The sequence below is a fragment of the Streptomyces sp. NPDC042201 genome (assembly GCF_055582185.1).
The window spans coordinates 389915-413881 of the sequence record NZ_JBVJDS010000003.1 but is presented as its reverse complement, the minus strand read 5'-3'; the positions used below and the strand labels follow the sequence as shown (position 1 = coordinate 413881).

The window sequence follows — 23967 nt, the reverse complement described above, 5'->3', positions numbered from 1 at the left end:
GGACGTCGCCTTCCCGGGCCGCTACCGGATCCGGCCCCGCTTGGCCTCCATGGCCGCACGGCCCTCCGCGCCCTTGCGCTTCCAGTCACGCCGGATCTCGCCCCGCAGCCGGGCGTCGGTCTTGGCGACGATGCGCTGGTTCTCCCGCAGCAGTTTGCGGTAGCTCTCCAGCCGGCGTACGGGAAGCGCGCCGTCCTCCACCGCGGCGAGCACGGCGCAGCCCGGCTCCGCCACATGGGCGCAGTCGTGGAAGCGGCACCCCTCGGCAAGCCCCGCGATCTCCGAGAACACCTGCCCGACACCCACCTCCGCGTCCCACAGCCCGACGCCCCGCAGCCCGGGGGTGTCGATGAGCACGCCGCCGCCCGGCATGGCGAGGAGATTGCGGGTCGTGGTGGTGTGCCGCCCCTTACCGTCGACATCACGGATGGCCTGCACCTCCATCACGTCATCCCCGAGCAGCGCGTTGGCGAGGGTCGACTTCCCCGCACCGGAGACGCCCAGCAGCACGCTCGTACCGCCCGACAGAACGGCGGAGAGCACCTCGATCCCCTCCCCCGTCGCCGCGCTGACGGCCAGCACCTGCACCCCGGGCGCGGTGGTCCTGACGTCCTCGACGAGATGGGCGAGTACGGCGGGGTCGCCCACCAGATCGCTCTTGGTGAGCACGATGAGCGGCAGGGCGCCGCTCTCCCAGCCGAGAGCGAGAAAGCGCTCGATCCGGCCCAGGTCGAGTTCGACGGCGAGCGAGACCGCGATGAGCGCGTGGTCGACATTGGCCGCGAGGATCTGCCCCTCGGACCGGGTGGAGGAGGTGGACCGTACGAAAGCGGTACGCCGCGGCAGATACTCCCGGACGAACCGCGGATCACCGCCGGGGTCGACCGCCGCCCAGTCGCCGGCGCAGATCACCCGCAGCGGATCGTGCGGCGTCACGAACGCCGTATCGGCGCGCACGACCCCGCCGACGGTAACGACATCGCACTTCCCGCGGTCCACCCGCACGACACGGCCGGGCAGCAGCCCCCGCGCGGCGTACGGAGCGAACTCCGCGTCCCAGCCTTCGTCCCAGCCGTACGGGACGAGCGGATGCGACGCGGACGAAACCTCAGAAGAGGCGGAAGAGAAAGACAAGGGGGAACCCTTCACAAGGGCGGCCCCGGCACACGCACACGGGCGCGGAAATACGGAGAAAGGTCAGCCGGAGACCACAGGGGTGGGAATGATGAACTTCTGAGTCCGGGCAGCGCCCAGCACGACGACAGTCATCAATGTCCTCACCTCCCGCTTCCTCAACGGTCCAACAACATCTCGGCGCGGGCGCGTTGCCGCCCCGCTCCGAACGAGGCACACGATAGCCCCGCTTCACGACGCACCGCGAGCCATTTTCCCAGCCACCGTCCCAAGGACAGCGACACGTCACGCGGCCAGCACCATCTCACCCCAAGGCGCCAGCCGCCCAGCCCTCAACCCCGACAGCTCACCCGGCCCACGGCCGGACCAGGCAGCCGTCTTGCGTTCCGGGAACGCCGGAGCGCAACCGCAGAATGTGCCGCGCCTGTCCGCCGGCTCAAGGAACCTGCCCCCGTCACAGACATGAAAGGTCTCTTCCCCTCCCCTCAGCACCATGCGGAACGAAACAGACCTCCCACCCCGCAAAACAACCGGTATTCGGTCACAGCACCTCTACGCGAAATCACTTCCGGCCTTCGATTCCTGGGCAGAACCGCCGTAGAGGTCAACCACAGCATCACCACCGCTCGGTCACCGGTGGTGATGCGCCAGGACGACAGAGCTACAGGGTTACCATTCTGCTGTCGCGCCACGTGGAATTGACCTACACACGTGTTCTCCACTTCCCTCTCCCGGACAGGTGAACGCGGAGGCGATATGCTCCCATACGGCGAAGTAGCCACAACAATACTTCGGTAGAGCAGCAGGTGCTGTCCAAGGATCCGTGGACCAAGGCACTTGGCGAAGCCGTAGTTGAGGTGTAGAAGCAGTCCGGACCTACACATTACAAGAACCATGAGCGTTCGTGTTACCTGGTGCCGTGTCGTTCCGCCTGATCAAAGTACGTGCAACAGGTTGACCCGTGGCACCTCGTGGTGCACCGTCCAAAGGCGTCTGTCCACCGGCGAGGCTGTCACCGCCCATTGATAACTGCCGCTGGGCTGCCAGCGACGCTGTCGGCCGGCCGGAGAAACGAGCGGAGGTCACTGTTCGACCTCTACAACCCGTCCATCACTTTGTTCCTCCACGGACTCGGATCGTGCAGCCCGCGACGCGCAGCGATTCGGCCCCGTGGGCAGGCTGTTCGGGGGCGCGTCGGCGGCAAGTGGTAGGTATGGAGGGTTATATGGCTTGGTCCGGAACTGCGGCTGGGGATCCGGTGACCAAGGTCAGGTCGCTGCGGGAGCAGTGCGGAAGTGAGAGCGATCCGATCGGCCCGGAGCGCTCACGCAGGCCCGGACGCCGTCCACAGCTTGTCTATCAGACGCATCAGGACGTCGTATGTCTCTCCACGGCGGTACTTGATCACAGGCGACTCCCTGCCATGTTGGTCGGCCGTATACGGAGTCAGATAGAGGACCCGCTCGGTTGCGACAATCCGGCCGAGATGCGGAACGCTGTAGCTACGCACTTCAAGATGTTCCGCAACCGAGAGCGGAGCAAGGTAGTCATAGGTCGCTGCGATCTGGCGACGCAGTAGACCAGTGCCGAAGGCGGAGTCGAAGACCTTGAGCTCCTCCTCACGGTCGTTGATCCAGTCCGGCTCGCCTGCGGGAACATCGAGCTTCGGCAACAGAATGCGGCAACGGCAGCGACTGGCCCGGCAGCGGAGAAGCAGCTCCTCGAACGAGTCTCGCTGCAGTTCGGCGCCGCGGCCGGTAAGGATGGACACTTTTCGCGCTCGACCGAGTTCCCGCTTGATGTCGGCCGCCGCTTCTCGACTGTTGTCGAAGACCTCTTCCACGTCCAAGTGCAGCAGGTGAGCCGCAAGGCCGCGCAGAAAGCGGCGGGCCGTCTTCGACAGTGCCCATGCCAACACAACGAAAAGAGCACTGGCGAAAAGCGACGTGCCCGTGTCGCGTAGAAAAGCCATCCCCCATCCCCTTCCACGGCTTGTTCGCGCGGGTCAGCGTCTCACACCGGTGAGTCGCTGGACAGCATGAGCAGGCCCCTGAGCGGTTCCAAGGCTTTCTCATCAGGACGGGCTTGCCCAAGTGCGGTGAACAGGGCGAGCCGAGCCGCCGGGCCACCCTCGCCGTAGGCGTACCTGGCGATTGCCTGCAGATGGTCATGTGCCAAGTTGTGGTCCGCGATGGGCAGTAAGCGGTCCGAATTCATGAGCCGCTGCATGTCCCGCACGATCCCCTCGCGGAAACCATGGCTCCCCATGTCCTGAAAGGCTTCCAGCGCGTTGACCAGTTCAGCTTCGACGAGTGCAGACTCGGGAGAGACGCCGACCCCGGCCAGGATGGCAATCACCTCCTCAAGATCCGCGGGAGTCCACGTCGCCGCTAGGCAGTTGGACCGTGCCGACACCAGTGCGGCCAGCAGGTTCAGCCGGGCAGGAAATTCGGCCGCCAAAGCTTTGAGGTGGTCAACCGCTTCCGGCGTACTGCGGCGGCTCAGCGTTACGGGAAGCGCCTCACGCCAGTCCAGTGCCTCCATCTCCGGAGTGATCACGTGGACCCCGAGCGGACGGTGGTATTCGTCCTGTGGGAAGAGCACACTCAGCCACCGGTAGAGCGCGCTCAGACCGGCTTCGTCGGCACTGTTCTCGACGTGCCCACGGTTATAGCGCGGGGCGCAGCTGAGTGCGAGAGCCCGGCTGAAACGGTCCGATGTGTCGATCAGTTCCCTGAGCTTCCACCACGCGCCGAAGCCGCCAGCAGCCAGGAGATCGCAAGCGGCTAGCACGGGAAGTTCGAGATCACTGGTTTCGCGGTCGCCCTTGATGTCTGCGAGGACGAACTCGGCAACGGACTGTGCCAGGGGGCTGTCCACCATGAGAAGTCGGGCGAGAAGGCCGGACCACGTACGGACCAGCGCCGCTCGGCCCTCGCCCCCCTCCTCGAATGCCTCGCCGGACACCGATAGCGCGCCTACTGCGCGCTCGACGCGGAAGCCTGGCAGCAAAACGGCGGACACCAACGCCAGGAAGTCCTCCAAGACCTCGGTGACAGCGGTGGACCAGTTCGCTTCGAGACGTTCCAGAACCAGCGGTTGCACGCCCTCGGCCAGCTGTACCTGAGCCACCGTTCCGATAGCGCGGGTGAGCCCGTGGGGGTCGTTCGCGGCTGCCTTCCGCAGCAGCGACACCCTTGTCTCGGAGGGAATGTGCCATGGGTCGGCGATCGCGCCTACCCACGCGCTCCAGCGGTCAGGCTCGAGATCGTCCAATCCGCCCACTCGGTCGAGCAGCGCAAGCGACAAAAGACCGGCCCAGGCACGATAGTCCCGCCTTTCCAGGCCAATCCACTCTTCAGCGTGATCGTCCTCGCGCCGCAGAAATTCCAGGGCACATCCGGGCAGAGCAGCGAGTTCCTCCGCATCGAACACAGAGCAGCCCGGCCAGTCGGTGACGTTGTCGTCGAGGCGCGGCTGACCCTTGCCGGTATTCGGGTCGAACTGCAGGTTCCAGAGCAGAACCCGAAAGCTTTCGGTGTCATGTAACCGCGCCCGCTGTAGGCGCGCGCGCTGCTCTGCGACGAACTTCACGCTCTCCGGCCATGGTGTCTCGGACGTAGCCCGGTGGTTTCTGCGCCATGCTTTGGCGAGGTCGCCGTAGATCTCGACCGGTTCGTAGAACCACTTCAGGTATGGCCAGGCAGGATTGTTCTGGCTCTGGTAGGCGAGTTCGAAGTGTTCCTGGCACTGCTCGTCGAAGAGAACCTTTGCGAGCTGCGCATAGGCCCCTGCCAACTCAGCATTCCCGGCGCAGTCGGCCGCCTTGTGCAGCGCCCAGGCGAAGTCACCTGCGTCAAGTAGCACGAACCGGTCACCATAAAGCCCTTCGGGCGCTACGGACCACGAGTGGCGGGGCTCCCATTCGCGCACGACGAGCCACGCGAAATAGCGCATGGCCTGTGCCTCCTTGATCCCGCAGGCAAGCAGGGCGTCGACGAGCTTTCGGCGCAGATTCCGTACCGGGGGCGGCTCCAGCCCATCGGGCGTGACCTGGTTCAGTGCATGGGGGAATTCCACCTTCTCGTGGCCCAGAATGCGCGTCGTCAGGATCTGCGCGAGGTCTGGCAGCAGCGACTCGGCATTGGGAACACTCAAAGCCCGATCGACTACGTTGGAAACGAGTCGGTCTTCCGTAAACAGCCTCCTGCGCCCATCGGTCAGCGCAACCGCGTCCGCCACGCCCTGCAAGAGCCACGCCACGACATGGTGCACATCCTCCTGGGGACACGCGGCCGGCATGCCTACAGCGAAATGCTCATACGCCCCGTACCGGTCGTCGCTCGGCGTCTCGCTCAGAACGCCAAGCATTGTCCTCGTGTCGAGAAAACGGGGCCAGAGAAGGGTCAGCAGAGTGCCCCGGAGGCTGAGGTCGGGGTCTGTGTCCTTACTCGGTCCAAGCGTTGCCAACACCTCCTTCAAGGCGGTGGCGGCCAATGCCTCATCGCATGTGAAAGCTGCCCTGGCAGCCTGCGAGCGGTTGTCGATCGGCCACCGAGGGTCTGCCGCCACCTTCAGCAGCAGCGGTGCGAGAGTCGGTGACGGGCACTGCTCGGCCAGATGAAGTGCCACCCGAGCCCGGGCCCAGGTCGGCCAGTCGCCGAAATCCGCAGGGTCGAGAGTGAGGGCCGGAACCAGTTGGCGAGCCAGGCCGGGATGTCCGAGCACCCAGCGGGTCTGATGCCATCTGGCATCGCCTAGTTCAACGTCGGCGGCGCGCTCAAGCAGGCGGCACACGATCAGTTCGCGCATGCTGTCGGAGCGGACGAGTCCGCTGTGCATGGTCAGGCTTTCCGGGTCGGCCGAGGCGAGCCATTGCGTCCGGTCGGGGGCGAGCGCCACCAGCCAGGCAGCTGTTTCCCGCAGTGACACAGGGATACCGGCCGTCTCCTGGTCCGGGGCTCCGACCAGGAACAGACGGCGGAGCGCGGCATCTGCAACAGATCGGGAAATGAGGTGTCGTGCAGTGAGGAAGGCCGCGAGCGACGAGTGACGGAAAGCGAACCTGTGGTTGCCGCTGGCCGTGAACAGGCCCGAGGACAACACTTCGTCAACCACTGTCGGGGTTACTTCGAAGGGTTGGAAGCCTGAGGTCTGTTCGCTGCCTCCAGAGATGGTGGAGACGTCCAGATCAGTGGTACGTGGCCGTTCCTCAAGAAGGCTCCCCCGCCACAGGGCGCGCCGACCTGACAGAACCAGTCGTGCGGCGATGCGCCCAGCGACTTCCAGTCGCTGCGGCCACGTCGTGGCCGGTACCGCTACGGTGAGGCGGTTGGAGTCGTACTCATCAGCCAGCAGTCGGACCCCGTCCTCGAACAGTTCCTTGGCGCCGCCCCGCAGACGGCCGCTCTCCCGGTACTCGCGCACGATGAGTTCCAGAGTGAGAGGCACGCTCGCGAGGGCTCCGGCGCGCAGGGCGACGACCTCGGAGACCAGTTGCTCTCCGGGAATGCCAGCGCTGTCGACGAGCATCTCAGCATCCGCCCTCGATAACGGGGCAAGGTCCACCAGAGAGCAGCTGCCGAAGGCGTCAGAAAGGACAGGGGTGAGACCGGGCGGGTAGTCGCCCGTGCGGCAGGCGAGCAGCAGACGCAGACCGCGTACGTCCTTGTTCTTCAGATGTCGCTTCATGTAGGAAGGCAGATTGCGACAGATCTCGCTTTCGTCGGCTTGGTCGACCACGACTGTCAGAATTCCGCTCTGCAATGGCTCCTGGCCCAATGCCGTGCTCGGCAGTGCGGCGAGGTGCTGCCCCAGGACCTCTTCGAAAGTGGCGGGTGTGAGATCCGGGCCGTCGATCCAGATGCAACGGTCCGCCCCGTCGGGGATGGTGGGGTCGTCCCATATCGGCAGGCCTTCCACCAGCGACCTGAATACTGAGGTCTTTCCAGCGCCCGGCTCACCGAGCAATACGGTCGCTCCCTCACGGGCGATGTCACCGGGAGCGACGAGTACACCCGCAGTGGCCTTTGACCCAGGGGGTGCAAAGACGTGGTCGCTGCCGAGGAACCCGTCGTCGTCCAGTGGGAACAGGTCTTCGTCGGGTGCGCTTTCGGCACGGACGCGGCACCAGCGCCGGGCTCGTACGGTGAAGACTTCCTGCCTCATCGCGACAACCGGCTCAGGCTGTCCAGGGCCAGGTCGTCAGGACGGGCAAACTCAAGGGCGGCGTACAAGGCCGCGCGCGCGGCAGTGGGATCCCGGTAGGCGTTCATCCGGCGAACGATCTCCCGAACATGATCACGTGCCACGGACGATTCGGCCGCGGTGAACGCATGCGACAGGCCAAGGATACGGCCCATATCGGAGAGAAGATCATGCCGGAAGTCCGCCTTTGCCATATCGCCGAAAGCCATGAGTGCATTCACCCACTCGACATCCGGCGCTGGCGGCTTGTGAACAGCGACTGAGGACGGCGCAGTCAGGCGGCGGCTGGCTGGTTCAGCCGCCTCGGGCAACAACTCACACAGCAGGGCAGCCATCGCAGCGGCGGCATGTGCCGACGCGCGATGCTGCGAGCCCGACGCGTCTGCTTCGGCCTTGCCTGCGTCGGCGTGGTCGCTGATGCCTCGAAGCGTGAGGGCCTGGAGGTTCTTGGACAGGCTGGCGGCGCTGGCGACTCCGGCAGATTCCATCTCAATGGCCAAGGCGTCTCCGTAGTGGAACGCGATCTGGTCACGCAGGGGAGTGTCCGAAGAGTTCAGGACCACCTCACCCGCAATGATGGGCTTGAAATGTACCTGGGGATTAATTCCCTGCCAGGTCGATCGAACCTCGTCGGGCACCCACGCGCGCCAGGTTTCTGAGCTCAGGGCCGGTCCCGCCGCCTGCTCCAGCTTGTGGGACACGGCGCCCGGCACCGGACGGGCGCTGAAGCCTGCGGGTGTCTCCTTGCCCGGGTGCAGGTGGTAGACCTTCGTCGACACCACCACGTCGCCGAGTTCGACTTCCGGTTTCAACCCACCCGCGACGCCGACGAACAGCAGTGCCTGCGGGTCCAACCACTGGCGGGCACGCTCGGTCATGACGGCGGAAATCAGGTTGCCCGCTCCGATTCTGGCGACGGCGATGGTTCCCGTCACTCCGGGCAGAGTCCCCTTCACGAAACGTGTGCCCTCCGGATGAACGAACGTCGACTGGTCACGCAACAGCACTGACACGGCCTGGAATTCAACTGGCAGCGCAGTCAGGACCACTACGTCTGCACTCGGCTCCATGTGTCCTGTCCCTGCCTCCAGCGAAGTGTTCTGCCCAACCCTAGCGTGGGGCGGGCGGTGCCCATTGGCCGCAGATCGCACAGCCCAGCGTCGTGTGCGACGTCCGCACACAGGTTTTCGCGCTCACCGATGAGACGGGGAAACGTCAACGCGTACGCCTGCTCGACCGCTACCGCTCGCGGTCGCCCTCATCACCCAGAGATGGAAGTACGCGTCCGGCCGCTGGTTCGTACCGGCACGGGAAGGTGTGGTGCAGGCTGGCGGGAGCATCAGCGGCCGGCGATCGTTTCGGCGCGGAAGTAACGGCCAAGAGGCAGCTGACGATGCGGGAGACTTGCGTCAGGAGGTAGCTGAGCTCTTCGCCGATCTACGCCTGTGCGGACTGTCCGACTAGCTCACCTTCCAGATACTCGCGCAGCCTTCTCCCCGCATTCCGCTTCCCGCAGTAACTCCATCTGCTGGGCCCGGCCCGCTACCGCGACGGCAGCAAGGGCGGTGACACGGGTTGAGAGGGTGGTGAAGTAGTCGACGAGGTGCTGATGTCTGGTGGAGTCTTCACCCCACCAGGAGTCGACCCAAGCAACGTTGGCCGCAATGTGAGCGGGCGGTACCCCGTGGTCGAGGAGCAGTGGGCCGAGGCGTTCCAGGGTCTCGTTGCGCTGTCCCACGACGGTTTCGAGTAGATTATCAAGAGTGATGGCGCGGTCACGGAGTAGGGCGCTCCGCCAAGTCGCGGTCGGCACCTACGAGTTGGATGAGTGGGCTATGGCCGATGCACGGAAGGCCGGCGCAGCGGACGGCAAGCCGGTACCGGTGCGCCTGCGGAGGGCGCTCTAGGTGGAGTTCGTAGTCGTGGGGCTCAGGGGCAACGAAGTAGCTGCGGTCGGCCGTTTCATCGAGTCGTTCGGTGTACCACGCTTCGAGCAGGTCTGGATCATGGTCGGCTAGACGTCCGAGCAACTGGCCGGCGCGCCAGTGATCCTGCTGGGACAGGTCCTCGGGACGGAGATGCTGCACGGCGTCGCGCCAGGCAGGACGCCAGGCTTTCCAAGTCGGCCGCCGAGGAGATGCGTACCTCCACGTCACCGGTCCCGAGGTGCGGCCTGCCGGGGTGATGCCGGCCTCCTGCGCCTGGGCGATGCCATGGTCGAGCTGGAGGGCCCCGTACGTCCGAGGAAAGCCATCGGGACTATGACGGCTGACGCGTACCAGGGCTTCGGCCGCCCGGCTGGCGGCCACCCCAACTCGCAGGGCGTGGCAGCCCTGGCATCGGCATACGATGCTCGCACCGCCTCGCTCTCGTTCTATGGCCAGGCGGTACGCGAGGGCGGATACCCTCGTGACCTCCTAGTCGTACGGGCTGCTCTGCAGGCAGAGACAATGGCCGCGGGCAGCGCACGTTCGTACCTGGCTGCCCATCAAGACCTCGACTCGCCGCTGATCCGCGCCTTGCAATCTGTCCTCGACGGCGACCGGCCCGCAGTCCTGAACCACCTCAGCCAGTGGACAGCTCCTGATGACAGCGCGCAGGCTCTGCAGCTTCTCCTGAGAACGGACGCCCTCGTAGGCCAGGATTTGACCGACCAGGCCCTGCCAGCGCTCCGTGAGGCGGATATCGCACGCTTTCCTCAGCTTGGACTGGCGCTTGCACAGGCTCTGCTGCAGCGAGCCACGCGCCGCGCTACACGCCGTAAGTTCGCCGACGCCCAGGAGGCCCTGGCCGTCGCCCTACGGGTGCGTAACGCACGTCGGGAATGGTTCGGTGACAGCGCGGCGGCGGTGGTCCTGGGAATGCAGGCCGCAGTGTTTAGCCAGGATCTGTCAACCGCGTGGGCTCTCTCGCAGCCGGCTCCAGAAGGAGACGCCGACGCACAAGAAGCGGAGGACCCTCGGGTCCAGGAGGAAAGTGCCCTGATCGCGGCGCTGACGGGCCGCGAACACCGGGCGCGCGAACTCTTGGGCGTGGTGACAAGACCGTTCGCCAACGCGCAGGTGTTGGCTGTGCTTGAGGAACGCCGTGCCGGCAGTGACAGCGAGGACGAGCGGGTAGCCGAAGCCTGGCAACGAACATGGGATGCAGCGCAGCCAGGACCCGAACAGCTCATGGCGGCCATGGGGCTGGTGGAGTCTGGGCGGAACCTGCCGGAGATCGCTCACTTGAAGGACGACTATCCCGACGCAGTAGCGGATCTCGAGAGGTTCGCCCGCGCCGTCAGCGGCACAGCGGGCGGTGATCTGTCGGTTCTGCGCGCCAACGCGAACCAGAGTCCGATCATCGCCTTGAAACTGTCGCAGCGCTATCAACAACTCGGTGATCGGGAAAGGGCCGCAGCCACCCTGCAGGAAGCCGCAGAACAATGGCGCGATGCGCAGCTGATGGCAATGGCAGCCCGTACCTACCAACAAGCCAGAGACTACGCGAAGGCCAAGGAGTGCGCTGAGAGCGCGCTGCGGATCGCTGGCCCGGACTGGGCAGCGCAAGGCGCGATGTATGAGCTGCTCGTCGAGACGGAATCCGCCGCAGGAAACTGGGAGCGGGCCACGGACGCGGCCATCGTCCTCCTGGGACTGGATCCGCACAATCTTGATGCGCGCTGGGCCCTGGTGAGGTGCTACATCACACGGGCACAGCCCGACGAAGCGTGGCGGACACTCACCGAGCTCGGGGAAGCGGCTCCACCACGGCGCCGGGACGAAGCGCTCCTATGGGTCCAGCTCGGCGCACGTCACTCTACTGATCCGCAGTTCGTCGGGCGTGCGCTGGAGCTGATGCAGAACTGGCCACAGGACGAAGAACTGCTGGGAGGCTTCCTGGGAGCTCTGCTCTTGCGCACCACCACGACACAGCCCATGACTTCAAGGGCGGCCGAACTGCTGCGTGAAGCGAGCTCGGACTACCTGCAGCGCTTCCCGGACAGCGTCTACTTCCGCGCCCTCGATGCCACCGATCCACAAGCGGCACTCGAAGAGATCGGCGAGAGCCTGCGCCGCGAATACGAGGACGAGGACCGTCGGGAAATCCGAGACCGGATCAATCAGGGGCAGCTTCCCATAGGGATGCTGGCATCGATGAGCGGCAGGTCATACACCGAGGTGTGTGTGCGGCTCACTGCGGAGCTGCCTGGCCTGTTCGCCTCCGACCCGACCGCAAACGCGCTGGAAGCAGGAGCGATCCAGGCCGGGCTGACTCGGCGGGTGGTCGTGGATACGAGTGCGGCGGTTTCTCTCGCCCTGTTGGAGCCGGGCGCCGCCGAACGGCTCATCGGCTCCTGCCAGAGCATCGTGACAACCGACCAGATCGTCGGTGACGCTTTCCACGCCCTCGAATCTTTCGCCCTGCGGTCCAATGCCACGCTGGTCTGGAACGAGGACGAATCACGGGCGGCTCTTCACGTTGCTCCGGATGAGCAGATGAGTGCCTTGCGTCGCATCCTCGAGCGTGCCGCTGATATCGTGCGGTCACTGCCACGGGTGGCCCGACCGGAGCTGCGTGCACTGCCGGGGCTGGCTGTCGACCGCGGCACGGAGGCGTGGCTCACAGCCTTGGATCTTGCCAAGGAGCACGGTCTGGTGTTGTGGTGCGACGACCGCGCTCTGCGCATGTTCGCCCGGTCGGCGGGTGTACCCGCATTCGGAACGCTCGTCCTTATCGACGCGTGCCAACGCGAGGAGACCATGGCATCGCAGGAGGCAATGGCCCTGAGGGCCGAACTCCTGCGGCATTTCTACATGGACATCCCTTTCTCCAGGGACCTGTACGGTTTCGCGGCGCAGGCCGACGGCTGGCACGCACGAGGGGTAGCTGCCGCGATCGCACGACCAGCGGCCTGGACCGATGCACAGGCCGTGGTGCGGTTGGTCCTCGATGCAGTTGCACAGATCATCGATTCTGAACCGGACCATGCTTCGGCCTGGCTGGCAGCTGCCTACGCGGGCCTATGGCGGGCAACGCTGCCCTCCCACAGGTCCGGCAACCTGCAGAAGCTTTCCGTCCAAGCCCTGACGCAACCCTGGGTCTCCGCCTCATCACTGCCCTTCCTCCTGGCAGGTCTGCGCAACGGGGCCGCCGAGGTTCAAAGCGGTGACGGTCCACTGAGGGCCGCCCTGGCTCGCTACTACGGGGCGCTAGTTCAGCAAATAGGTCATCCCGGAGCAGGAACGGCGCTCATGAACTTGTTCAGCCATGCTGTCGCAGCGGACAAGTCCGCAGCTGCACACATCGTGCTCACCCACCGTGACTAAAGGCTGTCCCGTAACTGCGGGCCATCCCTTCAACGACAGGTCCCTGCGCGCTCCCGTGGCTAGCCGAAGATGAGCTCAGCGTCCTTGTCGACGCAGAACCGCAGGACGGTGACCAACTGAGTGACGTCTTCGATGCGCCGTCGGAGGACGGGGTCGCTGTCGTCGTCAGGCTGACGTTGGTCGAGAATTGCTACCAGCCGGGGCAACGTGGCCGCGCATTGAGCGGGCGTGAGGTCGGGGCCGTCGTCGTCTGGATGGTTGAGTAGTGGCGCCAGCGTGGTGGAGACGCTGCACCACGGGCGATCTCCGCCGAAGCCGTCCATCTCAGCGAGTGTGAACCCCTCGGCCTGGGCGAGCCACTTCCTGAACATGCTGAAGCCGGTGTAAGACCAGGAAATGTCCGGGCTCACCATGTCGTCGTCGCCCGGGAAGAGCATCAGTCCCATCTTGTCCCCCTTGCTTGCTCAATGCCCAGGATCAGTTGTGGGAGAGGCGTCGGCAACTGAAATGATCTGCGGATGGCTGGTGTGATCACGGCGCCGGAGCCGTCCTGGATAGCCCCGTTCACTGGGCTGAGTCCGCGCGCCCTGAGCAAGTTGGTGACCCAGCTGCGTAGGGAGGGTGCCGACGCTCCGGGTCGCGGACGGCCGTGGAGGCTACCGCTGGCGGACCGTGTACTGCTGGTCGCCGCTTACCGGCGGACCAACCTGACGTCGCGGCAACTGGCGCCATTGTTCGGTGTGTCGAAGTCCGCGGCCAGTCGCGTCATTGACCGCCTCGGCTCGAAGCTCGCGCTCAAGCCGCGCAAGCGGTTCCCGAAGGACGCGGTGCTGATCGTGGACGGCGCCCTGTTACCCACCCGCGACCGCAGCATTGCCGAGCAGTCCAAGAACTATCGGTACTCCACCTCCCACCAGGTCGTCATCGACGCCGACACCCGCGTGGTCGTGGTAGTCGGCCGGCCCGTGCCCGGCAACCGCCATGACTCCCGCGGCTGGAAGGAGTACGACGCCAAGAACGCCGTCGGCCATACCATGACCATTGCCGACGGCGGCTATCAGGGCACCGGACTCGTCATCCCGCACCGCCGCACCAAGGGCAAGGAACTCCCAGCTTGAAAGGAGGAACACAACCGCTCCCACAAGCGGGGTCGGGCCCGCGTCGAGTACACCTTCGCCCGTATGAAGTGCTGGAAGATCCTCCGCGACTGCCGTTTGAAAGGCGACGGCGTCCACCACGCCATGCTCGGCATTGTCCGCCTGTACAACCTTGCCCTCAACGGATAACCGAGCCGACCGCGCCCCGACCTCCGCGTCCACATCGCCTCCAAGATCACTTACGGGACAACTTTCACTCCAGGGACTTTTCAGGGGCGCCTCCTACCTGACGATCGCGGTGATCGGGGCCGGCACGTTCGGAGTGTTCCTCTTCCTGACCTACTACCTGCAATAGACCCTGGGCTACAGCCCCATCCGCACCGGGCTGGCGTTCCTCCCCATGGGCGCCGTCATGATGGTCACCTCGATCGCCACCACGACCATGCTGATGCCGCGCGTCGGCCCCCGGCCCGTGGTCCCGCTCGGCCTCGCACTGTCTGCGGCGAGCCTGATCTGGATGACCGCCCTCGGGCTCCACAGCACCTACGCCGCCAACGTCCTGCCTCCCCTACTGCTGGCCGGACTCGGCACCGGTCTGGCCATCGCCCCCGCCATCAGCCTGCCCACCTACAGAGTCAACGAGCGCGATGCCGGAGTGGCATCCGCGGCGGTCAACGTCATGCAGCAAATCGGCGGCTCGGTCGGGACCGCTCTGTTCAACACCATGGCGACCACCGCCGTCACCACCTACCTGACCGATCACCCACGGCACAGGCCGCAGGTCCTCGCCGAAGCCGGCGTCCACGGCTACGCCACCGCCTACTGGTGGGCAGCCGCCGTGTTCGCACTCGGCGCCGTCGCCACGCTCATCCTGTACCCCAGCGGCCAGGTCAAGGGCACATCACTGAGTACAACCGCGTAGAGCGCCGCCGTCTCCGCCCAGCCACAGGCGGCTTGTGTTCAAATCGCCCGCGCTCGCCCCGACCGCACAGAGCGGAGCAAGCAGGCGATCGGCACATTGGACACGGCGGAACGCCTGCCCCTCCGCACGCCGAGCCTCCTGCCGAGGTCCGCGCCCGGTCGTGGGGAGTGCCGCACGCACACCCAGGGGGGTAGCACCACCCAGGATCGACCCGTAAGCCACATGGCCTGCCGCGATCCTTGCTCCTAACGTGATCAACACACCGCAGCAGCGGTTCCAAAAACCCGAAATGCCCCACTCCTCAAGGAGCGCGCTACCCATGATGCCCAGCACCAGGACCATCTACCGCATCGCCGCCGCGACACTGGTGGCCGCACTGACCGGCGTAGGACTTACGACGCAAGCCGCCGGCAGCACCCAGCAGGCACGGGAAGGCGCCTCGAACCGAACCACGATCGCCTCGAAGCCGAGTCACAACAGGCTGCAGGACAACGTGAACACCGTCCTGCGGACCGGGTCGGTCGGAGTCCTGGCCCAGTCGACGGGCCCGCACGGAACCCGCTACGCCACCGCCGGTAAAGCCAACAAAACCGCCGGACGCGCCGTGAACCCCAACGACGGTTTCCGGATCGGCAGCGCCACCAAGACCTACGTCGCCACCGTGATACTGCAACTCGTCGGCGAGGGCCGCCTGTCACTGGACGACACCGTCGACCACTGGCTGCCCGAAGTGGTCTCCGGAAACGGCAACGACGGCACCAAGATCACCGTACGACAGCTGCTGCAGCACACCAGCGGACTGTTCGACTACGTCAACGACTTCCCCGAGGTCAGCAGTGTGGACGGATACCAGGCCGACCGCTACACCACCTGGACACCGGAGCAACTCGTCGCGATAGCGATGCGCCACGAGCCGGACTTCGCATCAGGCGCTACCTGGGGGTACTCCAACACCAACTACATCCTCGCGGGCATGATCATCGAGAAGGCCACCGGACACAGCTGGCAGCAAGAGGTAACCCGACGCATCCTCCGGCCCCTCCACCTGCGCCGCACCCTCGCCCCGACCACCGACCCCCACATCCCTGGCGACCACCTGCACGGCTACTCCAACTTCTACGAAACCGGCCCCACCATCGATGTCACCGACCTCAATCCCTCCGCCGCCGACGCTGCCGGCGGCATGATCAGCACAACCGCCGATCTGGCCAGGTTCTACTCCGCGCTCCTGGGCGGCAAGCTCCTGCGCCCGGCGCAGCTGGCCGAGATGAAGACGACCGTACGGGCCCCGGCCCTGGACGTCCTGGGGCCTGGCGCGAGCTACGGACTGGGCCTGACGAGGATCTCGCTGTCCTGCGGCGGCGCCTACTACGGTCACGGAGGCGACCTCCCCGGCTACACGACCCGCGACGGCATCAGCGCCGACGGCCGACGCATCGTCGTACTGGAGACAACCGGCGACGGCGCGGCCGACCTCTCCACCGAGCAAGCACAACGCACCCTGATGGACCAGGAACTCTGCGCCGCCGACCAGAAATAGCACGATGCGCACACAACGTGAGCACGCTCAGTACCTCACCGCACGGGGCGCCCACTACATCGTGATCGTCAAGAGCACCGATCTTGGAACGTGTGAGCCGAACGGGGTTCCTGGTCGGGTGGTCTTCCGGCGGTACGCGCATGAGGACAGGGCGGGCGGCAGTTCGGCCGCTGCTGCCGGTGCCTGCCTGAGGGCCGTGAGGCCGAGCCCACGGCGGGGATCGTCGACGCGCGGTCTGTGCGGGCCGCCGCCTGCCGACGGCAGGGCATCCGCCGCAGCATGGGACGCGTCGGATCGAGCTACGACTGTCAATGCTCTGGCCGAGTCGTTCGTCCAGGGCCTCAAGCAGGAGTTGCTCCCCGGACGGCGCTGGACTTCCAAGGCGCAGACGAGGCTGCCAGCCATTTTCCCGGTCAGGTCTCCTCGCCGTAGGCGAGTTCGCTAGCCAGGAGTGCCGCGCCCACGACTCCCGCGCGGGAGCCGAGTTCGGACATGACGATCGGCAGATTCCCGGTGGCGAGCGGGAGTGAGCGTTTGTATACGACGCTGCGGATCTCGGCGAGCAGGGGATAGCCGAGTCCCGACAGTCCGCCGCCGATCACGATCATCGACGGGTTCATGAAACTGACGAGTGTGGCGAGAACCTGTCCGACCCGGTGGCCGCCGGCTCTGACGAGGTTGACGCTCGCGTTGTCGCCGCCGACGGCGCACTCGGCGACATCCAGGGCGGACAGTGTTCCACGGGCTTCGAGCCGTTCGGCGAGGGCGGGTGACTGGCCGGACTGTGCGGCTTCCGTGGCGTCCCTGGCCAGTGCCACCCCGCCGAAGTACGCCTCCAGGCAGCCGGTGTTCCCGCAGGAACAGATCGGTCCGTCGGCCTCGGCCTCGACCTGGACATGTCCGATGTCGCCGGCGCATCCCTCCGCGCCGCGGTAGATCCGGCCGTGGTGCTGCATGCCGGAGCCGATACCGGTGCCGATCTTCACGAAGAGCAGATGATCGACGGTCCTCGCGACCCCGCTGTGCTGCTCCCCGAGGGACATCACATTGACGTCGTTGTCGACCACCACGGGGCAGCCGTGCTCGCGGGCGAGGGTGTCGCGTACCGGGTAGCGGTTCCAGCCCACCATGATCGGCGGCGAGACGGGCACGCCCTCGCGGAAGCTGACCGGCCCCGGGAGGCCGATGCCGATGGCGTCGAGCCGCTCGCAGTGGCCCTCGGCGGCCATCGCGTGCAGGAGCTCGCTGACGCGGCCCAGTACGGCGACCGGCCCCGAGCGGATGTCGGCGGCCTCCGAGCAGGAGGCCACGGGCACGAGCCCGCCGTCGGTGATCTCGATGTCTATGGAGCTGGCGCCCAGGTCGACGGCGGCGAACCGGACCCCGGGGTCGAGCTCCACGAGGGTGGAGCGCCGGCCGCCGCGCGAGGCGGCCGGACCCGCCTCCCGGACCCGTCCGGCGGCGATCATCCGGTCGAGTTCGGCGAGCAGCCGCGGGCGCGGCACCTCGAGCCGGTCCGAGAGCTGGGCGCGGGACAGTGGGCCGTTGTCCCGCAGCAGGCTCAGTACGTGGTACTGGATGTTCACAGACTCACTTCCTCTGGGCACCTTCGGCCGTCACCGCGGGGAGCCGGAGCGGGGCACGGCACCGCCCCGTGGGCCCTTGCCCGCGCGGCCACCGGTGACTTCCGGCAACTTTTCCACAGAACACCAAAAGTTGCGCGCTGGACGACGCAACTTGGCTTCATATGAGCGCCGGGATCCGGGAACAGAACTGCCCCGCCGGTGAGAGCGGGGCAGTTCCGTTCGTCCGGGGTCAGCCGGCCCGGCCTCCCTTCAGCGCCCGCGCGTCCCGGGCCAGGGCGGCGCCCGCCGCCCCGTCCGGTACCAGCGCGATGTCGCCCGCGGAGCCGGCGAACGACTCCAGGACGGCCGCGGCCTGGCTGGTGCGGCCCGCCGAGGCGTGCGCCCGTGCCTGGTCGAGCCGGACGGTCAGCCGCTGCTCGCCCTGCGCCGTGATCAGGCCGTCGGCCCGCAGCCGTGTGATCAGTGTGCCGAGGTCCTCGAAGGACGTACGCGTGGTGAAGCGCACGGTCTTCGTGGTGGTGTTGCCGGCCGCGTCCCGGGCCGTGACCGTGAGGTCATGGCCTCCCAGCGGCAGCCGCCACAGCTCCAGCGCACGCCCCGAGGTGATCGCCGTCCCGTCCAGCGCGATGGTCGCGGTGGCCCGGCCGGAGACCGTGTCGGCGGCCGTGACGACCGGCGTCGGACGCTGGGAGTCCCCGTACGCGCCGTCGGCGTCCAGGCCGGTGACCGTCACCGTGGGTCCGGTGCGGTCGATCCGTACGGTGAGCGTGCCCACCTCGGAGACATTGCCGCCGTTGTCGGTCGCCCGGTAGCGGACGGTGGTGGCGCCCTCCGCCGACAGGGTGACGGCGGAGTTCGCCGACAGCCAGGTCGTGCCGCCGTCGACCGAGTACTGACGGCTGGCGACCGTCCCGTTGTCGGTGGCCGCGACGGCCAGCGACACGGTGCTGGTGTACCAGCCGTCGTCCCCGTTCGGCCGGGGCGGGTTGAGGGTGGCGGTCACCTTGGGCGCGGTCTTGTCCGCCACGCCCGCGCCCTGGAACGTCAGGGAGTCCAGTTCGACGCCGCCCGAGGTGGTGACGTACACCCGGCCGGTCCCCGAAGGAGGCGACGGCAGACCGGTGGTGACGGTCTGCCAGCCCTCCCCCGCCGGTACGGGCACGGTGGCGAACGGCTCCGCGTCGGTGGAGTTCCAGCGCAGGGCCAGGGTGCCGGCGCCGGTGGCGCGGGTCCGCACTCCGGTGATCCCGGCGAACGACACCGGGTCGTAGGCGATCCAGTCGCCCGCGTCGAAGGAGGTCAGCTTGCGCTGTCCGGACGCGGTGGTGTCGTCCGCGATCGTGACTCCCTCCGCGACGTCGTAGTGCTCGGCCTGCATCAGGGCCGGGTTGAGCACCACTTGGGCGTCACCGGTCGCCGGCGGGACGCCGTTCGCGCCCTTGTCGGTGTAGGTGATGCCGAGGACTCCGAAGACGTTCTCGGTGTCTCCGTGTCCCGCGTCGGTCGGGGTCAGGACGGCGCCCGAGCAGCCGGTGCCGCTGTTGACCGGGTGGCCGTGCTGGTTGTGCCCGAGGCCGAAGGTCCAGGCGACCTTGGCGCAGTCGATCGTGGAGCCGTCCTCAGGGTCCTCGACGGCGATCCCGTACGGGACGGCGTCGCCCCACTGGAAGAACCCGCCGTCGGGCGGCGAGGTGATCCGTATGGTCGGCGCCGTGTTGCCCACGGTGATCTGACGGCTCGCCAGCCCCGACTTGCCCTGGGGATCGGAGACCTTCAGCCGGGCCTGGAACTGGCCGTTCTCCGGATAGGTACGGGTGGCCGTGGGGCCGGTGGCGTCGAAGGTGCCGTCACCGTCGAGGTCCCACTGATAGGTGAGGGCGCCGTCCTCCGGGTCGCTGGAGCCGGTGGCGCTGAAGGAGACCGTGAGCGGGGCCTGGCCCGAGGTCGGGTCGGCCTTGACCACGGCGGTGGGCGCCTTGTTGCCCTCGGCGTAGTCGATCCGGTAGAGCCCCGCGTCGGGGTTCTGACGGAAGAAGCCGTCGCCGTAGTCGAGGACGTAGAGCGCGCCGTCGGGGCCGAACTCCAGGTCCATCGGGTTGTCCCAGGGCGGTATGCCGTTCTGGGACCGCTGGCTGTTGGGGAGGACGTTCTCCAGTTTGCTGACGGGGCCGTTGGGTCCTTCGAGGGTGAGGGCGGCGACGTAGTCCTGGGAGAACTCCGCCATGAACGCCTTGCCGTCCCAGTACTCGGGGAACTTGCCCGGGGACGGGTTGTCCGCGTCGTAGTGGTAGACCGGGCCGCCCATCGGGGCCTGGCCGCCCGGGCCGCCGGGACCGCGGAACGCGGTCAGTTCGGGCCACGGCTGGTCGGTGTCCCGGTCCCCGTACCAGAGCGTGGCCGCGGTGGCGGCGGGCAGCGCGGACAGGCCGGTGTTCCAGCGGGAGTCGTTGACCGGCGCGGCGCAGTCGAAGGCGGGGCCCGGGGTGAGGGTGGCGAAGTCGAAGTCCCGGTAGGGCTTGCTGTTGTCACCCGTGCAGAACGGCCAGCCGCTGTTCATGGCCTTGGTGGTGGTCTGCCATTCGACGTACCCCATCGGCCCGCGGTTCGGGTCGGCGGTTCCGGCGTCAGGGCCGTAGTCGCCCCACATCACGGCGCCGGTCGCCCGGTCCACCGCCAGCCGGAAGGGGTTGCGCAGGCCCATCACGAAGATCTCGGGACGGGTCTTGGCCGTGCCCGGGGCGAAGAGGTTTCCGTCCGGGACGGTGTAACTGCCGTCCTCCTGGACGTCGATCCGCAGGATCTTGCCCCGCAGGTCGTTGGTGCTGCCGGAGCCGCGGCGCTCGTCGAGGCCGGGGTTGTAGCCGGCCGCGTCGTTGATCGGTGTGTAGCCGCTGACGTTCGGGCCGGACGCCGGGGTGTTGCCCCCGGTGGCGAGGTAGAGCCTGCCCTCCGCGTCGAAGTCCACGTCCCCGGCGACATGGCAGCACTGGCCGCGGTTGACGTCGACCCGGATGATCTCCTGAGCGGTGGAGAGGTCGAGCTTGTCGCCGGTCCACTTGAAACGGGTGAGGGTGTCGTAGCCCTCCCACTGCTTCCAGTACGAGTCGTCCTGCCCGGCGGGAAGCTGGAGCGGGGCGGAGCCGGCCGGGGTGTTGAGCGGCGGCGAGTAGTAGAGGTAGACCCACTTGTTGGTGGCGAAGTCCGGGTCCAGTGTGACCGTCTGCAACCCCATTTCGGAGTTCTGGTACACATCGACGTGGTTGACGACCTTGGTGACGCCGGTGCCCGGGTCGGTGAGCCGTACGTCGCCGTTGCGGGCGGTGTGCAGCACCCGGCTGTCGGGCAGCACGGCGAGGTCGATCGGCTCGCCGGTGTCCTTCGTCAGGGTGACCTTCTCGTAGTTCGCCCAGTCCAGGGCGTGTTCGTGGTCTTCGTGCGCCTGGGCGGCAGGCGCGACGGCCACGCCTCCCAGCGCGGGCAGTGCCGCGAGCAGGACACCTGCGATCAGGCGTCTCAGGGTGCGGTTCACGGTGATGCGTCTCCTCGGTCGCTGGCGGGTCAGGAGCGGGCGCGGAGGCGGCGGGGCGTGCCCCGGTGTCCGGCACCGGCGGCCGGTGCCGGACATCGGGGGGAAACTGCCCGCGGGGCCTCCGAGGGGCGGGGCCTGGTGGGGCTCACTCAGCCTGGTGGGGCTCGCTCAGCCGAGGAGTCCCTTGAGCGCCACGAAGCTGCGCTCCGCCGCGCCGAGCGAACCGGGCGGGTTGGGCAGGGTGTTGGGAGCGGTGTCCTGCTCCCAGATGCCGATGTGCGCGGCGCGGGGACCGATGTCGCGGATGAACTTTTCGTACGGCAGGTCCCCGGCACCGAACTCGACGATGTCGAAGCCGTTGGCGTTCGACGCGTTGGCGTCGCCGTCCTTCATGTGGAACAGCGGGTAGCGGTAGGGCTGGTTGCGCACATAGGCGGCCGGGTCGAATCCGGGCCAGCGGTACTGGCCTACGTACGCCCAGTAGATGTCCAGCTCCAGGTAGACATGGCGGGGATCGGTGTTCTTGAGGAAGACGTCGTACAGCCGGACCGAGGGCTGGTCGGTGGCGAAGGCGAACTCGCCCGCGTGGTTGTGCTGGTAGAGCTTGAGGCCGCGCGCGGTCGCCGCGGCGCCCCAGGTGTTGAACTCCTCGGCGGCGGCCAGATAGCCCGCGACGGTGTTGCTGTTCGACGGCGCGTTGGCGGTTCCCAGATGGGGCATGCCGAGGATCTCCGCGGCGTCCAGCTCGGCCTGGAGGTTGGTGCGCAGGTTGCCGATGCCGACATGGCTGCCGACCGCGCGCAGCCCGTGGTCGTCGAGCAGTCGCCGGATCTCCTGGACGGTGATCTGCCGGCCGAGGATGGAGGTGGACTGGGTGTATCCGGCGAACTCGATCTCGCGGTAGCCGATCCGGGCCAGTTCGGCGAGGACGACGGCGAAGCCGAGCGAACTGACCTTGTCGCGGATGCTGTAGAGCTGGATGCCGATGCGGTCCTTGGGAATGGACAGACCGCTCGGCGCGGCGGCGGCGGAGGTCGCCGCGGCTCCGGTGACGGAGGCGGCGGCGAGCGCCACGGTGGTGCCCACGGTGGCGCGCAGGAAATCCCTGCGGTCGAAGGATTTGCGGAGATGGCTCACGGTCACTCCTGGGGAATGAGGCGAAGAGGGGGAAGGCCGGGGCGCACGGCTGGGACTGCCCGGGCGGCGCGCGCCGCGATGGTGCCGTCGGGGGACGGTGGAGGAGGGGATGGAGGCAGAGGTGACGAACGGCGGAGGGGGGAACCGGCCGCCGTCGCGGGCCGGTTCGGTCCGGCGTCAGAGGCGGGACGTGCCCGCCTCGTGGGCGTCGGCCCGTGCCTCGGCGGCGCGCTGCGCGGCCTTCCCCGCGAGGTCGTTCCCGCGGTCCTGCGGCGCTGCCTTCTTGGCCGAGCGGGCGGCCGACGCACCGGCGGCGGCGGTCTCTCCGGTGACCGTGCCACGGATGCGCGCCAGGTCACCCACCACGAGTACGGGGGTGTTCCCGGTGGCGGTAAGCCCGCCGCGGACGATCGCGTTGTCCAGGACGGCGTTCGCGGTGTTGTCGGTCACCGAGACGTCGCCGCCGAAGTAGGTGGCGCCTGCGCAGGATCCGAGCAGGCCCTCGCCGCCGAGCTGAAGCGTGTCGGAGTTGCCCCGGTACTCCGCGGCGCCGTACACCTCACTGGCGCAGAGGACCCCGCCGAGGGTGTTCCCGCTCACGGTGAGCGCCCCCTTGACGGTGCTGTCGTACACATCGGTGTACTGGTTCCCGACGCCGGTCAGCGAGCCGCTGAGGGTGCTTCCCGAGACGTACAGCTCACCGGACTCGGCGCTGACGCTCCCGCTGAGCGCCGAGTCGACCGCGTAGACAAACCCCTGGGTGGCGGTGACGCCGCCCTTCACGCTGCTGTTCTCCAGATGCGCGCCGAAGGCGGCCCGGGTGGTCAGCGCGCCCTTCACCGTGGTGTCGGTGAGGTCCAGATAGGCGTTCCCCTCGACATTGACCGCGCCGTTGAAGGTGGCGCCCGCGGCCACGAGGTCGGCTCCGGCCTCGACCGTCACCGTCCCCTTGACCTTCGTGCCCGTCAGGGTGCACGACTTCCCGGCCGGTACGACCAGGTCGTTGTTGACGGTCACGGCCCCGCCGTCACCGACACAGGTGGTGTAGAGAGCCGCCTGGGCGGAGCCGGAGAAAGCCATCAGGCCCCCGGAGGCCAGCAGTGAGGCTGTGGCGATGAACGTACGGATCTTCATGTCGCTTCCCTTCCGCTGCGGTCACGGCCGTGTCGGTGACCCGGCCGGAGTCCCCGTGCTTCGACGGGGGTGCTGCACAGTGCGTGAGCTGCGACCGCCACGACGGACGATCGCGCAGCGCCTCGGGACGGGCGGTGGCCCGGCCGTGGGGGGAGAGACGTGGAAAGACTCGTGAGATGAACGGCGTTCGAGCGAGCGCCGAGCGGATGCGGTGTTACCGCGACGAAACATTCATCCGGTGGGCCGAGACATTAGAGCGCGGCGTGGGGGCTGTCCAGAGGTTCGGTACGAACCGATGAAACTTTCCTATGATTCATCAAAAGACCTGGGACGCCGAGCGCTTGTCGCGTTTTCCAGACATATCCTTAC

The 23967-nt window shown here is 67.3% G+C and carries 12 protein-coding genes and 2 pseudogenes; 5 read left to right on the top strand and 9 right to left on the bottom strand.

Annotated features, from left to right (window positions below; all coding sequences use genetic code 11):
• Nucleotides 1-21: 21 nt before the first annotated feature.
• The 4 genes from rsgA to ACZ6MZ_RS09280 all read right to left on the bottom strand — a co-directional run bounded on the left by rsgA (nt 22) and on the right by ACZ6MZ_RS09280 (nt 8411).
• On the bottom strand, nt 22-1134 hold the full coding sequence (gene rsgA, locus ACZ6MZ_RS09295) for a ribosome small subunit-dependent GTPase A (RefSeq protein WP_469350748.1): 1113 nt from the start codon (nt 1132-1134) through the stop codon (nt 22-24).
• Between the two features lie 1324 nt (nt 1135-2458).
• Nucleotides 2459-3106, bottom strand: coding sequence for a hypothetical protein (locus ACZ6MZ_RS09290; protein ID WP_469350746.1), 648 nt, complete (start codon nt 3104-3106; stop codon nt 2459-2461).
• Nucleotides 3107-3147: 41 nt separating this feature from the next.
• Entirely contained in the window at nt 3148-7302 is a 4155-nt protein-coding gene (locus ACZ6MZ_RS09285) for an NACHT domain-containing protein (RefSeq protein ID WP_469350745.1), read from the bottom strand.
• The gene (locus tag ACZ6MZ_RS09280) at nt 7299-8411 is read right to left on the bottom strand and encodes a phosphorylase family protein (protein ID WP_469350743.1); all 1113 of its coding nucleotides are present in this window, start codon (nt 8409-8411) and stop codon (nt 7299-7301) included. The genes ACZ6MZ_RS09285 and ACZ6MZ_RS09280 overlap by 4 nt, the downstream gene beginning before the upstream one ends.
• Before the next feature lie 1380 nt (nt 8412-9791).
• On the opposite strand from ACZ6MZ_RS09280, the gene ACZ6MZ_RS09275 reads away from it, so the two are divergent.
• Nucleotides 9792-12653 carry a tetratricopeptide repeat protein gene (locus tag ACZ6MZ_RS09275; RefSeq protein WP_469350741.1) on the top strand — a complete coding sequence of 954 codons (2862 nt, stop codon included), beginning with the start codon at nt 9792-9794 and terminating at the stop codon, nt 12651-12653.
• Between the two features lie 59 nt (nt 12654-12712).
• Here the strand turns inward: ACZ6MZ_RS09275 and ACZ6MZ_RS09270 are convergent, their stop codons facing one another.
• A complete protein-coding gene (locus ACZ6MZ_RS09270; protein ID WP_469350740.1) occupies nt 12713-13099 on the bottom strand; it encodes a hypothetical protein in 387 nt (128 codons plus the stop codon).
• Between the two features lie 72 nt (nt 13100-13171).
• On the opposite strand from ACZ6MZ_RS09270, the pseudogene ACZ6MZ_RS09265 reads away from it, so the two are divergent.
• From ACZ6MZ_RS09265 to ACZ6MZ_RS09250, 4 genes and pseudogenes are all read left to right on the top strand, one after another.
• A pseudogene (locus ACZ6MZ_RS09265) lies at nt 13172-13939 on the top strand (transposase).
• Nucleotides 13940-14108: 169 nt separating this feature from the next.
• A complete protein-coding gene (locus tag ACZ6MZ_RS09260; protein WP_469351114.1) occupies nt 14109-14672 on the top strand; it encodes an MFS transporter in 564 nt (187 codons plus the stop codon).
• Nucleotides 14673-14991: 319 nt separating this feature from the next.
• Nucleotides 14992-16212, top strand: coding sequence for a serine hydrolase domain-containing protein (locus ACZ6MZ_RS09255; RefSeq protein WP_469350739.1), 1221 nt, complete (start codon nt 14992-14994; stop codon nt 16210-16212).
• Between the two features lie 252 nt (nt 16213-16464).
• A pseudogene (locus tag ACZ6MZ_RS09250) lies at nt 16465-16609 on the top strand (IS3-like element ISRhosp1 family transposase); the annotation flags it as partial.
• Nucleotides 16610-16625: 16 nt separating this feature from the next.
• On the opposite strand, the gene ACZ6MZ_RS09245 reads toward ACZ6MZ_RS09250, so the two are convergent.
• The 4 genes from ACZ6MZ_RS09245 to ACZ6MZ_RS09230 form a co-directional block, all read right to left on the bottom strand.
• Nucleotides 16626-17798 (bottom strand): ROK family transcriptional regulator, encoded by a 1173-nt coding sequence (locus ACZ6MZ_RS09245; protein ID WP_469350738.1) that lies wholly within the window; start codon nt 17796-17798, stop codon nt 16626-16628.
• Nucleotides 17799-18027: 229 nt separating this feature from the next.
• Complete coding sequence (locus ACZ6MZ_RS09240; protein WP_469350736.1) at nt 18028-21327, bottom strand: PQQ-dependent sugar dehydrogenase; 3300 nt, start codon at nt 21325-21327, stop codon at nt 18028-18030.
• Nucleotides 21328-21495: 168 nt separating this feature from the next.
• The gene (locus ACZ6MZ_RS09235) at nt 21496-22464 is read right to left on the bottom strand and encodes a sugar phosphate isomerase/epimerase family protein (RefSeq protein ID WP_384329256.1); all 969 of its coding nucleotides are present in this window, start codon (nt 22462-22464) and stop codon (nt 21496-21498) included.
• Nucleotides 22465-22641: 177 nt separating this feature from the next.
• Nucleotides 22642-23598, bottom strand: coding sequence for a hypothetical protein (locus tag ACZ6MZ_RS09230; RefSeq protein ID WP_469350734.1), 957 nt, complete (start codon nt 23596-23598; stop codon nt 22642-22644).
• Between the last annotated feature and the right edge of the window lie 369 nt (nt 23599-23967).

Bases quoted from the DNA above. Each gene is read 5' to 3' on its own strand.
- ACZ6MZ_RS09290 (WP_469350746.1), bottom strand. From the start codon at position 3,106: ATGGCTTTTCTACGCGACACGGGCACGTCGCTTTTCGCCAGTGCTCTT.
- ACZ6MZ_RS09285 (WP_469350745.1), bottom strand. From the start codon at position 7,302: ATGAGGCAGGAAGTCTTCACCGTACGAGCCCGGCGCTGGTGCCGCGTC.
- ACZ6MZ_RS09280 (WP_469350743.1), bottom strand. From the start codon at position 8,411: ATGGAGCCGAGTGCAGACGTAGTGGTCCTGACTGCGCTGCCAGTTGAA.
- ACZ6MZ_RS09275 (WP_469350741.1), top strand. From the start codon at position 9,792: ATGGCCGCGGGCAGCGCACGTTCGTACCTGGCTGCCCATCAAGACCTC.
- ACZ6MZ_RS09270 (WP_469350740.1), bottom strand. From the start codon at position 13,099: ATGGGACTGATGCTCTTCCCGGGCGACGACGACATGGTGAGCCCGGAC.
- ACZ6MZ_RS09255 (WP_469350739.1), top strand. From the start codon at position 14,992: ATGATGCCCAGCACCAGGACCATCTACCGCATCGCCGCCGCGACACTG.
- ACZ6MZ_RS09230 (WP_469350734.1), bottom strand. From the start codon at position 23,598: ATGAAGATCCGTACGTTCATCGCCACAGCCTCACTGCTGGCCTCCGGG.